Here is a 14,543-nt window from a genome sequence, read left to right as displayed (position 1 = left end):
CAGCAGAGGGGAGGGCGGCCGCTCGAGACGGCCGGCGCCGTCCTTGCTGATCGAGCAGCCGCGCAGCGGCGTATCGCGATCCCCGTGTCCGGGGGTGGTGGGTCCCGAGACGCGCCTGCGGGGCTGCTCGACCAGCAAGGGGAGGGCGCTCGCGGGAGAGCGCAGAGTGCATATCCCCGCTATACAGGGGGAGCGGCGTCCCTCCGGCAGGTCGGCGCAGGAGGGACGCGACCGTGTCCGATGTGCTCCCCGTCCGCATCCTCGGCACGGGCGAGGCCCTGCCGCAGCGCCTCGTCCCGACGGCCGAGGTGGCCGCCCTCTGCGGCATCGACGCGGACGAGGCGATCCGCCGCACGGGCGTCGTGACCCGGCACTGGCTCGCGGACGACGAGGATCCGTTGGAGCTGGGCCTGCTGGCCGCGCGGCGGGCGCTCGCCGCCGCCGAGCTCGAGCCCGGCGACATCGACGTCGTGCTCAACGCCTCGGGCACGCACCTGCAGGCGATCCCCGACGGCGGGGCGCTGCTCGCCGCCGGACTGGGCCTCGCCGACGTCTCGGCCTACAGCCTCCACGCCACCTGCCTCTCGTTCCTCTTCGCGCTGCAGGAGGCGGGGTTCCTCCTCGCGACGCACCGCGCCGAGCGGGTGCTCATCGTGTCGACGGAGGGCGGCAGCCGCGGCATCGACGTCGGCCAGCCCGAGAGCGCCCTGCTGATCGGCGACGCGGCCGCGGCCGTCGTCGTGGGCCGGGCGACGACTCCGGGGCAGGGCATCACGACGTCGAGGTTCACGACGCGCACGAGCGGGGTCATGCACGCCGAGATCCGCGGGTTCGGGACCCGCATCCGGATCGAGGAGGCCGCCGAGCGCCTCGCCGACTTCCGCTTCGACATGGACGGCACCCGCCTGCTGATCGAGGCGCTGCGGCACTTCCCCGCGTTCCTCGAGACGGTGCGGCCGGGGCTCGGTTCCGGGCTGCCGGGTATCGACCGCGTGGTGCCGCACCAGACCAGCAAGGCGGGCCTCGAGGGCATGGCGCGGCTGTGGGGGCGCGAGCGGATGGTCGTCACGCTGGCCGAGGTCGGCAACACGATCGGCTCGGCGATCCCGCTGGCGCTGCATCGCGCGCGGGTGCAGGAGGGGGAGTCGGTGCTGCTCGTCGGGACCGGCGCGGGCACCCACTACGGAGCGGTCGTGCTGCAGTGCTGAGGGCCGCCGTGGCGGTCGGCGCGGTCCGAGGTTTGACGGAAGCGTAAAAACACCGGTTCTTACAGTGGCTCCGGCCGGCACCTGCCCGCGCCTCTGCGCCAGGCTCGAAGCGACCCGATCCGCTGCTCGACGAGGACTCGCGACGACGCTGATGCCCCTGCCGAGCGGAGCGGGAACCGGCGGCCGGCCGTGGAGCAGAACTCCGCGGCGGCCCATCGACGCCACCGGGACGCCGTACCCTCCGGCGACCGCGAGACCCTCCAGGAGCCCCGAGTGAATCTGACCGATCACCAGCTGCAGGCCGCGACGTGGGAGGACCGTCAGGCGCTCGCCGAGACGATGATCCCGCTGATCGGCGATCTCTACCGCCGCCGCCGGGTTGTGACGTCGCTGCACGGGACGAGCCTGATCAACCGGTCGACGATCGAGCTGCTGAAGGCGCACCGCTTCGCCCGTCACCTGGACGAGTCGGAGCTGTCGCTGGCCGAGACCCTGCCGATCCTGCGGGTCCTGACACGGCTCGAGCTGGGTGCGGCGTCGATCGACGTCGCGCAGCTCGCGTTCCTGTTCCGCACGCGGGAGGGGTCCGAGTCGCTGGAGGAGTTCCTCCGGGAGCAGCTCGCCGAGGTCGTGGGCGGAGTGCCGCGGGTCGTGGGCGGGCAGGGGCCGCGGGACGTGGTCCTCTACGGGTTCGGGCGGATCGGGCGCCTGGTGGCGCGACTCCTGATCGAGCGGGGCGGGCAGAGCTCGACCCTGCGGCTGCGCGCCGTGGTCGTGCGCCGCGGCTCGGCCGACGATCTGCGCAAGCGCGCGAGCCTGCTCCGACGGGACTCGGTGCACGGACCGTTCGCGGGCACGATCACGGTGGACGAGGAGAACGACACGATCCTCGCGAACGGGACGCTGCTGAAGTTCCTCTACTCCGACGACCCCGCGAGCATCGACTACCGCGCCCACGGGATCGAGGACGCGATCATCGTCGACAACACGGGCCGCTGGCGCGACGAGGCGGGCCTGGCCCGGCACCTCGAATCGCCCGGTGCCCGGCAGGTGCTGCTGACCGCGCCGGGCAAGGGCGCGCTGAAGAACATCGTGCACGGCATCAACCACGACGCGATCAGCGCCGACGACCGGATCGTGTCGGCCGCGTCGTGCACGACGAACGCGATCACGCCGATCCTGAAGGCGGTGCACGACCTGGTCGGGGTGCGAAGCGGGCACGTCGAGACGGTGCACTCGTTCACCAACGACCAGAACCTCATCGACAACTTCCACGCCGGCGATCGCCGCGGCCGCTCGGCGGCGCTCAACATGGTGATCACCGAGACCGGAGCGGCGACCGCCGTCGCGAAGGCCCTGCCCGAGATGGAGGGACGGCTCACCGGCAGCTCGATCCGGGTGCCCACGCCCGACGTGTCGCTCGCGATCCTGAACCTGCGCACGGAGCGGCCGATCACGAGGGACGCGATCAACGCGCACCTGCGCCGCGCCTCGCTGGACTCGCCGTTGCGCCGGCAGATCGACTACCTCGAGTCGCCCGAGATCGTGTCCACCGACATCCTCGGCTCCCGTCACGCGGGCGTCGTCGACGGCCTCGCGACGATCGCGACCGAGGACGGCGTCGTGCTGTACGTCTGGTACGACAACGAGTTCGGCTACAGCTGCCAGGTCGTGCGGGTCCTCGAGACCCTGGCCGGCGGCCAGGCGCCGTCGTTCCCGGCCGTCGCGCCCAGGAGGGACCTCGCGCCGGTTCCGGCGTGAGCGCAGACCACCGGGACCGTCGCGTCCCGGGTTCAACGGGAGCGGGCGTCCGCGTCCGCTCCTCGGGCCGGGGTGTCTGGAGGGTCGCCCCGGCCCCACTCCGCTCCGCCATGACCGCCGTATAGCGTGAGCGGAGGGAGTCGCCGCCGTCGAGCGCGCCGGGCCGCCGTGTGCGGGAGCGACCGCCGGACGAGGGGGAGGCCGCGATGGATCTCGAGATCGGGCGCGGCCTGACGATCCCGGCGTCGGAGCTGCAGTGGCGCTTCTCGCGGTCGTCCGGGCCGGGCGGGCAGCACGTGAACACGTCCGACAGCCGCGTGCAGCTGACCTGGGACGTGGCGGGATCCGCGGTGCTCGGCGAGGAGCAGCGGGCGCGCCTCCTGGAGCGGCTGGAGCGGCGGCTGGTCGCGGGGACCGTGACCGTGACGGTGTCGGAGCAGCGGTCGCAGCTGCGGAACCGCGAGGCGGCCCTCGAGTCGCTGCGCGGGCTGGTGAGCGCGGCGCTGGCGCCTCCGGCGGCTCCGCGGCGCCCGACCCGGCCGACCCGCGGATCGGCCCGGCGCCACCTGGCGGCGAAGCAGCAGCGGTCGGCGACGAAGCGGCAGCGGCGGCGTCCGACGGACGACTGACGGGGGCGCGCGTGACGTTTCGTGCCACCCCCGTCTGAGGGGCGTACTGGCTGATCGCGTCGATCCGACACGTGTCGTCTGCCAGAGTTCCCTCGAGTGCTCCCCTCCGGGAGGAGCGCGAGCGGCTCGCTCGGGCCGGAGGTGCTCTTCGAGGAGAGGTGCTGCCACGTGACGCAGAATGCGCCGATCGATCGGTCGGTGGCGCGGGAGCGGATCCGACTCGCGGCACTCGACGACCTGCACATCGTGGGCACCGGCCCGGAGGAGCGGTTCGACCGGGTCACGCGGATGGCCAAGGAGCTGTTCGGCGTGCCGATCGCCGAGATCAACTTCATCGACCAGCAGCACCAGTTCACCAAGTCGCCGCAGCGGCCGGGAGGGTCCCCCTACACGCCGCGGGCCGACTCCTTCTGCGACGTCGTCGTGCAGCAGCCCGACATCGTCGTCGTGCAGGACGCGCTCGAGGACCCGCGGTTCTCGGAGCGGGGCACGGTCACCGGTCCGCCGCACGTGCGCTTCTACGCCGGCCGCCCGCTCAGCGTGGCCGACGGCGCGCGGGTGGGCACCATCTGCCTGGTCGACACGGCGCCGCGCGACCTCAGCGGCGAGGACCAGGAGCTCCTCGACGAGCTCGGCCGGTGGGTGGAGCGCGAGCTCGTGGAGCAGCGCGCGGCCGACCACGCGGGCTGGACGCAGCGGCAGATGCTGCCCGCGCCGGTGCGCGTCGACGGCTACACCTTCGCGGGATTCACGCGGCCCCACTCCGAGGTGGCCGGCGACTACTTCTCGGTCGATGTGCTCGAGGGGCGCGTCGACGCGACGCTCGCCGACGTCATGGGCAAGGGCGTGTCCGCGGCTCTCGTCGCCTCCGCTGTCCGCTCGGCGTTCCAGGCCCGACGCGGCTGGGAGCCCGGCGCGGCCGTGACCGCGGTCAACGAGCAACTGCTCGCCGACCTGTCCGCGACGGGCACGTTCGCGACCCTCGTCCACACCAGCCTCGACACGCGGACCGGCGAGCTGCACTACGCCGACGCGGGCCACGGGCTGACCGTGATCGTCCGCGCCGACGGCACCGCCGAGCGGCTGACGTCGTTCGACTTCCCGATCGGCATCGGCGAGGACGTCGGATGGGAGGCGCGCGCGACGACGCTCCTCCCGGGCGACACGCTGCTCTCCTGCTCCGACGGGGCGCTGGACCTGTACGACGGCACCCTGGCCGCGCTCGACGAGCTGGCGGCCCTCGTCCGCTCGTGCGCCGACGACGGCGAGCTCTTCGCCGCGGTCCAGGACCTCATCGAGTCGGTCCCGCCCGACGACGACGTCACCCTGCTGGTCCTCCGCCGGGACGAGGAAGAAGGAGGAGAGCGCTGATGCTGTCCGTCACCTACGTGAGCACGGCCTCCGAGACCTTCGGCGACGCCGACCTCGCCGAGCTGCTGCGGCAGAGCCGCGAGAACAACGCGCGCTCCGGTCTGACCGGGATGCTCCTGTTCAAGAACGGCCGCTTCATGCAGGTCCTCGAGGGCGAGGAGGAGGACGTGCTCGAGCGGTACCGCGTGATCGCGGCCGACCCGCGGCACACCGACGTCACCCAGCTGCTGAGCGAGTCGATCGAGGGCCGGCGCTTCCCGCAGTGGTCTATGGGCTTCCCGACGCCGGAGGACGCGGAGCTGCGGCGGGCGCCGGGCTACGACGCGTTCTTCGACTCCCCGCAGAAGCGCCGGAGCAGCTGGGACGAGCCGTCGCGGGCGCAGCTGCTGCTGGACTGGTTCCGGCAGCGGGCCTGAGGACCGCGGCGCGGCGTCGCGCTCACGAGCCGGCGAACGGATCGACGTGCCGCCACGCGCGCCCGAGGCCGACTTCGCGGCGCAGGGCGAGAAGGGGTGCTGCGGCGGTGTAGGCGCGCCCCCGCTTCTCGCCGGTCGCCTCGAGGAGCCCGGCCTGCGCGAGCGTCGCCAGGTCGCGCGTCGCGGTCTGGGGGCTGACCGTCACGCCCACTTCGGCGAGCGAGGAGATGTAGCGGCCTCTGGTGAGCGTCGCGCCGAGGAGGGCGTCGAACAGCGCGTCCAGGGTGCGGTCGTCGACGCCGGCCGCGAGGACCATCGTGCTCAGGTCCGTCGTCGCCTCGCTCGCGGCGGCGATGCGGAAGGCTCGCTCCTGGGCCTGGTTGAGGTGCGCGGTGAGCATGAACCGGATCCAGGGGCGGGCACGTTCGGGAGGCGCGCGCCCCGGAGCCCACTCCCCGCCGCCGACCTCGGCGAGCACGTCGTAGTACGCCTGGGTGTGGCGGCCGAGGTACTCCTCCGTCGAGAGGAAGACGGGCGAGACGTCGTCGTCGGCCGCGAGGACGAGGGACTGCAGGATGCGGGCCATGCGCCCGTTGCAGTCTCGGAACGGGTGGATGAGCACGAAGTTGAGGTGCGCCATCGCCGCGTCGACGAGACTATCGCCGGTGCCGCGCACGGTCGTGGCCAGCTCCTCCATCAGCGGAGGGAGGTCCTCGGCGGGCGCGCCTTCGTGCACGATGTCCCCCGTCGACTCCTGCTGGACGAACACCGGCCCGAGCCGGTAGCGCCCGGGCCGCACCGACGGGTCGTGCGACGCCACCATGTAGTGCAGGCTGCGCAGGAGTGTCGGGTCGACGACCACCGGATCCTGCGCGAGCTGGAGGACATAGGTCATCGCGAGCTGGTAGCCGAGGAGGGCGCGCGCCGTGTCGTCGCCCACTCCCGGGGGCTGCTCGCCCTGCGCGAGTGCGCCCACCTCGTCGACGCTCGCGGTGATGCCCTCGATGCTGTTCGACCCCTGCACGTTGCGGGCGATCGTCATGCGGCGCAGCGGCGCCGTCCAGCGGTTCGCCTGGCGCACCTGGTGCAGCAGGGAGTCGCTCACGGTCCTGATCTCGCGGCGGACCTCGAGTTCCTCGTCCGTGAGCTCCGGTGCGGTGTACATCGATCCTCCATGACTATTAATAAGCATCATATGACCTCGGGTTCTCACGGGCGGACGCGAAGGGCGCGGCAACGCTGAGAGCGCTCCCGGCGGATCGGACCGGGTCCGGTTTGTCAATCGTCTTCACCCCGGTCGGCGGGTTTCCTACGATCGGCTGGTCGGGCCGGATCGTGGTGCCCGGGAGCAGCGAGGGGCGCAGTGCCGGACTTCGCGTTCCTCCGGCCGCGCTCGACGGCGGGGGCGGTGCTCTCGCAGCTCGCCGCGACGGGCGCGCGGCTCGAGGGCCCCGACGTCCGGGTGACGAGCGCGACCGTCAGCGACCGCGAGGTCGAGCCGGGCGGGCTGTTCGCCGCGCTGCCGGGGCGGGGCGCGCACGGTGCCGACTTCGTCGAGCGGGCGCGGGCGGCGGGAGCGGTCGCGGTGCTCACCGACGAGGAGGGGGCCGCTCGGGTCGCCGGCCTGCCGGTGCTCGTCGCTCCGGATCCGCGGCGGGTCCTGGGACGGATCGCGGCGCGCGTCTACGGCACCGACTCCGCTCGGCCGCCGCTCTTCGGCGTGACGGGCACGAACGGCAAGACGACGACCGTGCACCTGCTCACGGCGGTGCTCGAGCAGCTCGGGAGGCGCGTCGGGCACAGCTCGACGGCGACGCGGCGCAGCGGCTCCGTCGAGATCGCGAGCCGGCTCACCTCGCCCGAGGCCCCGGAGCTGCACGCGCTGCTGGCGCGCATGGTCGAGGACGGGGTCGACGCCGCCGCCCTCGAGGTGAGCGCGCAGGCGCTGACGCGGCACCGGGTCGACGGGCTGCACTTCGACGTCGCGGGATTCACCAACCTCAGCCACGACCACCTCGACGACTACGGCGGCATGGACGAGTACCTGCGGGCGAAGGCGAGGCTGCTGCATCCGTCGCTCTCGCGTCGGGCGGTGGTGCTGCTCGATTCGCCGGCGGGCGAGCGGATGCGCGACCTGGCCGAGGTGCCCGTGGTCACCGTCGCGTCGCTCGGCGGCACCGGCGCGGACTGGCGGGTCGAGGTGCTCGAGTCGACGACGACGCGTACCGCGTTCCGGCTGAGCGGGCCCGGCGGCTCGCTGACCACCTCCGTCCCCCTCGTCGGCCGGCACATGGCGGCGGATGCGGGGCTCGCGCTGGTGATGCTGCTGTCGGCCGGGCATCCGCTCCCGGCGCTCGCCGAGGCGGTGCGCGACGGGATCCACGCGCGCGTGCCGGGCCGCTCGCTCCTGGTCTCGGGGGAGCGCGGGCCGCGGGTGTACCTCGACTTCTCGCACACGCCCGACTCGATCGAGAAGACGGTGGCGGCGCTGCGCGAGGTGACTCCGGGACGCGTGATCGTGGTGCTCGGAGCGGACGGCGACCGGGACCCCTCCAAGCGCGCACCGATGGGGCGGGCGGCGGCCGAGGGGGCCGACGTCGTCGTCGTGACCGACCACCACCCGCGGTCGGAGGACCCGGCGCGGATCCGCCGCGCCCTGCTCGAGGGGGCCCGGCTCGGGGGCGACGTGCGCGAGATCGCGGAGCCCGCGGAGGCGATCCGCTCAGCGCTGGGCTCGGCCACCGCCTCCGACAGCGTGCTGTGGGTGGGTCCGGGCGACACGGACTACCGCCTGGTGCGCGGGGTCGAGGTGCCGTACTCGCCGCGTCGCGACGCGCGCGAGGCCCTGGTCGAGCTCGGCTGGGGCTGAGTCGACGATCGGAGTGGTCCGTGACGGATCGACGCGGGCGGAGGCCCGGCAGAGATCGGAACGCGGCCGTTCGCGACGGATCGGGGCGCTGAGCGGGTGGCGACGCGGGGGGCCACCGCCCGCTCAGGCGGCGGGGCGCTCCTGGAACCAGCGGACGAGCTCGCGCAGGGCCGGCAGGGTCAGGCTCGTCTCACGGTCGCCGGCGAGGTCCTCGAAGGTGGTCCGGAAGCCTTCGGGCTGCGCGGTCTCGGGCACGGCGGCGTACGCCATCGACCACTCCGGGAACAGGCGCTCGGTCGTCGTCTCCTTGAGCAGGATGCGGATCGACTCGTGCCGGGGATCGTGCTCGATGGCGTCCATCCGCTCGCGCACCGCCTCGTCGGGGCCCTCGAGCACCTGGAGGAAGCGGCCGTCGCGGTACAGGAGCATGCCGGTGAGGTCGACCCGCGCGTTGTCGGCGCGGCTCTGCTGCAGGAGCGACGCGAGGCGCGCCTCGTCGAACGGGGCGGTGGCGCGGCTGGAGTAGACGAGGGAGAGCATGGGACCGGCTTTCGGGAGGTGTGCCTGCAGTCGATCACGATCGCCGACGCCGCGCAGGGACTGGCTGAGCCGGGTCGGTGCTGCTAGCGAGCCCCCGTCAGACGCCCGGGTCGTCGTCGTACGAGACCGAGTAGGAGCTGCTCATCGCGGACGCGGAGTACCCCGCGGTCGTCACCTCACCGTGCGGGTCGGCGTCGTCGGGGCCTGCGTCGTGCGGGTCGACGTCGTCGCCCTCCGCCTCCCTCCGCTCGCCCGGGCTGCCCAGGAGCAGGCGGGTGAGCGACTCCGCCGACGACAGCAGCACCTCGAGCGCGGCCGTCAGGTCGCCGTCGCCGGGCGCGGAGCCGCGGAGGGCGGCGGCGAGGACGCTGCGGCGCATGAGCTCCTTCGCGAACGAGCCGGTCGTCCCCTCCGCCCGCTCCGCCGCGGCGTCGAGCGCCGCCCCGCTGAACGGCAGGGCGTCGGCGTACCGGCGGAAGAGGCGGCGGCGGGCTTCGAGTCCGGGGAGCGGGATCTCGACGCCGAGGTCGACCCGGCCGGGACGCGCGGCGAGGGCGCGCTCGAGCACCTGGACGCGGTTCGTGGTCATCACGAAGGCCACGTCGGCGTCCCCGTCGAGGCCGTCGAGCGCGTCGAGCACCTCGAACAGCAGCGGCTGCGGGCTGTGCGAGCGCTCCATCGCCACCAGGTCGATGTCCTCGAGCACGACCAGCGCGGGCGGGAAGGTGCGCGCGATCTCGGCGGCGGCGCCGATGAAGCGGATGCTCGACCCGGTCAGCACGATCGCGGTCGTTCCCGGGGTGCGGGAGAGCAGGTGGCGCACCGTGAGCGTCTTGCCGGTGCCGGGAGGGCCGTAGAGCAGCAGGCCGCGCTTGAGGTGCTGACCCGCCTCGAGCAGCTCGGCGCGGTGCTCGCCGATGCCGACGACGTGATCGACGACGGAGTCGAGCACGCCCTCCTCGAGCACGACCTCGCTCGCGGCGACCGCGGGACGGGGGAGGAAGACGGCTCCGGCGTGACGGCCGAACTCGGTGCCCGCGAACGAGAGCACCTGGCCGCGCAGCACGCTGTGCTCGATCATCAGCGCGTGCAGGCGGCGGACGAACGCCGGCACGATCCCTTCGTCGGCCGCGAGGATCTCGAGCGTCGCGGTCTCCCGACCCACCTGCGGCATCGCGTCCCGCTGCAGCACCGCGACCGGCACGCCGTCGAAGCGGAGCAGGCGCACGCCGAACGCGATCACGCGGCGGTCGGAGTCGGGTCCGGTGGCGCGGGTGGCGTACGTCACGGGGCCGGGCGCGAACCGGTTGTAGGGGTTCGCGAGCATCTCGCCGATCGAGGAGTGGGCGCGCTGCTCGCCGCCGCCGACGCCGAGAACGGAGGAGTCGGCTCCCGAGAGGACGTCGAGCGCGAGGTCGGCGTCGACCAGGCGGTGCGGGAGGACCTCCTCGGTCGTGACCGACAGGGTCGTCGCGTCGACGCCGAGGTGCTCGCTCACGGCGTCGCCGAGCGGCGTGCGCTCGGCGATCTGCTCGGTCGCGGCGAGCTTCTCGACGTGCTTGAGGTAGCGGGAGACGACCCGCATCAGCTCCCGGTCGGATTCCTCGAGCATGCGGACCTTCCCCCCTGGCGGTGGTCCGCCGTCGGGGGAGACGCTAGCGCGGGTCGGCGGGCGGTGGGGGAACCCCGAACGGTCGAGGGAACCGGCTCGAGCGGGCCCCGTCGGCACTCCGGGGTTCCCGCGGCGGAGTCACCGCTCGGTCAGCCCCCTCTCGGGGCACGAGCAGACCGGTCGGTTAGCGTGGCGGCTCGCACCGCCCACGGGATCCAGGACGCGCACCGGATCCGGGACGGACAGCCGGAGCCGGGACCACGCACAGGAGGAGACACCATGACCGAGCAGATCGGGATCCCCGAGGCCACCGCACTCGAGCAGCAGCGGCGCACCGTCGCGATCCTCGGGGCCGGAGGCGACCTCACCGAGCGGCTGCTGCTCCCGGGGCTGGGACGGGTCGCGGAGCTCGCGCGCGACTCCGAGCTCACCCTCGTCGGAGCCGCCCGCACGCCGCAGAGCGACGAGGAGTGGCAGGCGCTCGTCCGCCGCAGCCTCGAGGACGCGGGGATCGCGGCGCACACCGTCGACGACCTCGCCTCGCGGGCGCGCTTCGTCGCGACCGACGCCTCCGATCCGGAGCAGCTGGCGGCCCTGCTCGACGCGTGCCCGTCGACGCCCGTGCTCTACGTGGCGCTCCCGCCGGCCATGGGACACGCGGTCGCGGAGTCGCTGGGGCGGATCGAGCTGCCGGAGGACCTCGTCGTCGCGATCGAGAAGCCGTTCGGCGAGGACCTCGACGACGCCGTCTCGCTCAACGCCGCCCTCGCGGCCGTGATCCCCGAGGACCGCCTCTGGCGCATCGACCACTTCCTCGGCAACGCGACGGTGATGGGGATGCTGGGCCTGCGCTTCGGCAACCGGCTGCTCGAGGCGAGCTGGAGCGCCGAGCACATCGAGAAGGTCGAGATCGTCTACGACGAGACGCTCGGGATCGAGGGGCGCGGGAAGTTCTACGACGGCACCGGGGCGCTGCGCGACATGCTGCAGAGCCACCTGCTGATGGTGCTGGCGTTGACGGTGATGGAGCGGCCCGACGAGGTCTCTCCCCAGGACGTCCACGCTCGGATGGCCGAGGCGCTCGGTGCCGTCCGCCTCTGGCGCGACGACCCCGCCACGGCCCGCCGCGCCCGCTACACCGAGGGCCGCGTCGACGGCCGCCTGCTCCCCTCCTACGTCGACGAGCCCGACGTCGACCCCGAGGCCGGCACCGAGACGCTCGCGCAGCTCCTCCTCCAGGTCGACGTCCCGCGCTGGGCGGGCGTGCCGTTCGTGCTGCGCTCCGGCAAGGGGATCGGCGACCCTCGCACCGAGGTCGCCGTCCACTTCCGCGCCGCGACTCCGCCCCGGGGCCTCCGCTCGGGCGGGGAGGACGCCGGGACCGTTCTGCGCCTGTCGCTGAAGGGCGGCGACGTCGGGCTCGACCTGTTCGTGAACAGCGCCGACGACCTGACCGACCTCGAGCGCGCGACGCTGGAAGCGCATCCCGGGACCGCGACCCTCGACGCCTACGGACAGGTGCTCGCGGGGATCCTGCAGGGCGACACCCTGCTGTCGGTGCCGGGCGACGTCGCCGAGCAGTGCTGGCGCATCGTCACTCCGGTGCTCGCGCACTGGGCCGACGGGGCGGCGCCGCTCGAGGAGTACGAGGCGGGGAGCGCGGGGCCCGAGGGCTGGTGAGACGTCCTGGCGGCTTCTCGACGGTGATCGGCCGTCGTCGCGCCTCGCGGGACGCGGCGCGCTGACACGGTGGGAGCAGTGCGGAGGATCCGCACGCCGGAGACGGCCGATCTCCCGAGGGGGACCCATGCGCAGCACGACCACACCCGATCGACTCCGAGGGGGACGCGCGTGATCACGATCCACCTGCGCTATCAGATCGACCCGTCGCTCCTGGACGTGTTCACCGACTACGCCACCCGGTGGATGGCCCTGGTCGACCGCTTCGGCGGGCAGCACCACGGCTACTTCCTCCCGGCGGAGGGGGACAGCGACGAGGCCTTCGCGCTCTTCACGTTCCCGTCCCTCGCGGACTACGAGCGGTACCGGATCGACTCGCTCACCGACCCGGAGTGCATCGCCGCCTACGAGCTGGCGCGGGACTCCCGGTGCATCGTGCGCTACGAGCGGCGGATGCAGCGGCCGCTGCTGCCGGGCGGGGCGCAGGGCGTTCCGGCCTGACGCCCCGACCGGCGGCTCAGCGGTCGATCGAGGCCATGTTCGCGTCGTCGTGCCGGGCGCCCGCCGCGGGTTCGAGCGCTTCGAGGCGGGCCGCCTGCTCCGGGCTGAGCTCGACGGCGTCGGCCGCCGTGTTCTCCTCGACCCGCGAGACGCGGCGCGTGCCGGGGATGGGCGCGATGTCGTCGCCGCGGGTGAGGATCCAGGCGAGGGCGGTCTGGGCGGGAGTCGCGCCGATCTCGGCGCCGATCGCGCGCACCTCGTCGACGAGGGCGAGGTTGCGCTCGAAGTTCCCGCCGGTGAAGCGGGGGTTCGACGTCCGCCAGTCGCCCTCGGGGAGGTCGGCCGCCGAGCGCAGCTGCCCGGTCAGCAGTCCGTGCCCGAGCGGGGAGTAGGGCACGAAGCCGATGCCGAGCTCGCGCAGGAGCGGGAGGATCCCGTCCTCGACGTCGCGGGTCCAGAGAGAGTACTCCGTCTGGAGAGCCGCGATCGGGTGCACGGCGTGAGCGCGGCGGATCGTCTCGGCGGATGCCTCCGAGAGCCCGAGGTGGAGGACCTTGCCCTCGGCGACCAGCTCGGCGACCGCTCCGATCGTGTCCTCGATCGGAGTGCCGGGGTCGACGCGGTGCTGGTAGTAGAGGTCGATGCGGTCGGTGCCGAGGCGGCGCAGCGAGCCCTCGACGGCCGCGCGGATGTTCGCCGGGCTGCTGTCGATCGCTCCGCTCGTCGAGCCTCCGTCGTGCCGGATCAACCCGTACTTCGTGGCGACGACGACCCCGTCGCGGCGTCCGCGGAGGGCGCGGCCGACCAGCTCCTCGCTGTGGAACGGGCCGTAGACCTCGGCGGTGTCGATGTGGGTGACGCCGAGATCGAGGGCGCGGTGGATCGTGCGGATCGACTCGTCGTCGTCGAGCCCTCCGCCGGTCGTGTACGTGCCGGCCATGGTCATCGCGCCGAGTCCGATGCGGGAGACCTCGAGGGCTCCGAGACGTGCGTTCTTCATCTGCTGCTGCTCCTGTGCGTCGGTGAATGGGGGATCAGGCCTGCGAGGTGGGCATCGCCCAGAGTTCGGCGATCGAGGAGCGGCGGTTCCGGGTGACCATGTAGAGGATGCTCTCGGCGATGTCCTCGGGCTGGAGCCGCTCCGGGATCGCCTCCGCGTCGGAGGCGGCGAGCTGCTCCTGGATGCGCTGGGTGTTCTGCGCGACCAGCTCGGTCGCGACAGCGCCGGGCTGCAGCACGCCGACGCGCACGTTCTTCTTCGTGACCTCCTGGCGCAGCGCCTCGCTGAAGCCGGTCACTCCGAACTTCGTCATCGCGTACGCGGCGAAGCCGCCCCAGGCCTGGCGGCCGGCGATGGAGGAGATGTTGACGATGTCGGCGACACCGCGCAGGTCGTCCTCGGCGGCGCGCAGGAGGTGCGGGAGGGCCGCCTTCGTCGTGTAGAGCAGGCCGAGCTGGTTGATCGCGATCATCCGCTCCCACTCCTCGACGTCGGTCTCGGCGACGGGGCCCAGCAGCATGAGGCCCGCGTTGTTGACGAGCACGTCGAGGCGTCCGAAGCGCTCGACGACGGTCGCGATCGCGGCCTCGACCCGGTCGCGGTCGGTGATGTCGGTGGGGAGCGCGAGGGCGGTGCCGCCGAGGCCCTCGATCTCGGAGACGAGCTCGTCGAGGCGGTCCTCGCGACGGGCGACGAGAGCGACGGAGGCGCCTTCGGCGGCGAGGGCGCGAGCGGTCGCGCGGCCGATGCCGCTGGAGGCGCCGGTGATCACGGCGACGGTTCCGGAGAGCGTCGGAGTCATGGAGGAGTCCTTCCTGTCGATGCCGACGGCCCGGGCGCTTCCTGCGCGGAGTCCTGCCGGCGGATCCACTCTCCGCTCCGCAGGGGATCCGTGAGAGTCCCTGCGGGAAGGGGCACCGGCGGGGCCCCTCTCCCCGCACGGGACACCCGTAGCG

Annotated in this window: 13 protein-coding genes; 8 read left to right on the top strand and 5 right to left on the bottom strand. The window is 73.3% G+C overall.

What is annotated here, in order from left to right; all coding sequences use genetic code 11:
• Positions 1–233 precede the first annotated feature (233 nt).
• The 5 genes from LRG51_RS10595 to LRG51_RS10575 all read left to right on the top strand — a co-directional run bounded on the left by LRG51_RS10595 (position 234) and on the right by LRG51_RS10575 (position 5,385).
• On the top strand, positions 234–1,208 hold the full coding sequence (locus LRG51_RS10595; RefSeq protein ID WP_230672706.1) for a 3-oxoacyl-[acyl-carrier-protein] synthase III C-terminal domain-containing protein: 975 nt from the start codon (positions 234–236) through the stop codon (positions 1,206–1,208).
• Between the two features lie 273 nt (positions 1,209–1,481).
• The gene (locus LRG51_RS10590) at positions 1,482–2,969 is read left to right on the top strand and encodes a glyceraldehyde-3-phosphate dehydrogenase (RefSeq protein WP_268966581.1); all 1,488 of its coding nucleotides are present in this window, start codon (positions 1,482–1,484) and stop codon (positions 2,967–2,969) included.
• 206 nt (positions 2,970–3,175) lie between these two features.
• Positions 3,176–3,598 (top strand): alternative ribosome rescue aminoacyl-tRNA hydrolase ArfB, encoded by a 423-nt coding sequence (gene arfB / locus LRG51_RS10585; protein WP_056865981.1) that lies wholly within the window; start codon positions 3,176–3,178, stop codon positions 3,596–3,598.
• A gap of 168 nt (positions 3,599–3,766) precedes the next feature.
• Positions 3,767–4,969, top strand: a complete 1,203-nt coding sequence (locus LRG51_RS10580) for a PP2C family protein-serine/threonine phosphatase (RefSeq protein ID WP_230672705.1) — start codon at positions 3,767–3,769, stop codon at positions 4,967–4,969.
• Entirely contained in the window at positions 4,969–5,385 is a 417-nt protein-coding gene (locus LRG51_RS10575) for a BLUF domain-containing protein (RefSeq protein ID WP_055785181.1), read from the top strand. Before LRG51_RS10580 ends, LRG51_RS10575 begins: the two co-directional genes overlap by 1 nt.
• Positions 5,386–5,407: 22 nt before the next feature.
• Here LRG51_RS10575 and LRG51_RS10570 read toward each other — a convergent pair whose 3' ends face one another.
• Entirely contained in the window at positions 5,408–6,550 is a 1,143-nt protein-coding gene (locus LRG51_RS10570; RefSeq protein ID WP_230672704.1) for a Fic family protein, read from the bottom strand.
• Positions 6,551–6,748: 198 nt separating this feature from the next.
• Between LRG51_RS10570 and LRG51_RS10565 the strand changes: the two genes are divergently transcribed.
• Complete coding sequence (locus LRG51_RS10565) at positions 6,749–8,254, top strand: Mur ligase family protein (RefSeq protein WP_230672702.1); 1,506 nt, start codon at positions 6,749–6,751, stop codon at positions 8,252–8,254.
• Between the two features lie 123 nt (positions 8,255–8,377).
• On the opposite strand, the gene LRG51_RS10560 is transcribed toward LRG51_RS10565, so the two are convergent.
• Together LRG51_RS10560 and LRG51_RS10555 are read right to left on the bottom strand one after the other, a co-directional pair.
• Positions 8,378–8,794 (bottom strand): BLUF domain-containing protein, encoded by a 417-nt coding sequence (locus LRG51_RS10560; RefSeq protein ID WP_107574156.1) that lies wholly within the window; start codon positions 8,792–8,794, stop codon positions 8,378–8,380.
• A 97-nt stretch (positions 8,795–8,891) separates the two neighbouring features.
• Positions 8,892–10,406 carry an AAA family ATPase gene (locus tag LRG51_RS10555; RefSeq protein WP_230672700.1) on the bottom strand — a complete coding sequence of 505 codons (1,515 nt, stop codon included), beginning with the start codon at positions 10,404–10,406 and terminating at the stop codon, positions 8,892–8,894.
• Positions 10,407–10,685: 279 nt separating this feature from the next.
• On the opposite strand from LRG51_RS10555, the gene LRG51_RS10550 reads away from it, so the two are divergent.
• Together LRG51_RS10550 and LRG51_RS10545 are read left to right on the top strand one after the other, a co-directional pair.
• A complete protein-coding gene (locus LRG51_RS10550; RefSeq protein ID WP_230672697.1) occupies positions 10,686–12,086 on the top strand; it encodes a glucose-6-phosphate dehydrogenase in 1,401 nt (466 codons plus the stop codon).
• 171 nt (positions 12,087–12,257) lie between these two features.
• Entirely contained in the window at positions 12,258–12,587 is a 330-nt protein-coding gene (locus LRG51_RS10545; RefSeq protein ID WP_230672694.1) for an NIPSNAP family protein, read from the top strand.
• A gap of 16 nt (positions 12,588–12,603) precedes the next feature.
• Here LRG51_RS10545 and LRG51_RS10540 read toward each other — a convergent pair whose 3' ends face one another.
• Together LRG51_RS10540 and LRG51_RS10535 are read right to left on the bottom strand one after the other, a co-directional pair.
• Positions 12,604–13,587, bottom strand: a complete 984-nt coding sequence (locus tag LRG51_RS10540; RefSeq protein ID WP_055785205.1) for an aldo/keto reductase — start codon at positions 13,585–13,587, stop codon at positions 12,604–12,606.
• Between the two features lie 34 nt (positions 13,588–13,621).
• A complete protein-coding gene (locus tag LRG51_RS10535; RefSeq protein WP_055785209.1) occupies positions 13,622–14,389 on the bottom strand; it encodes an SDR family oxidoreductase in 768 nt (255 codons plus the stop codon).
• Between the last annotated feature and the right edge of the window lie 154 nt (positions 14,390–14,543).

It is taken from the genome of Rathayibacter sp. Leaf248, from assembly GCF_920939495.1.
GTDB lineage: Bacteria > Actinomycetota > Actinomycetes > Actinomycetales > Microbacteriaceae > Rathayibacter > Rathayibacter caricis.
The sequence above is the reverse complement of the archived record's forward strand: the minus strand, read 5'-3'. Positions and strand labels throughout refer to the sequence as shown.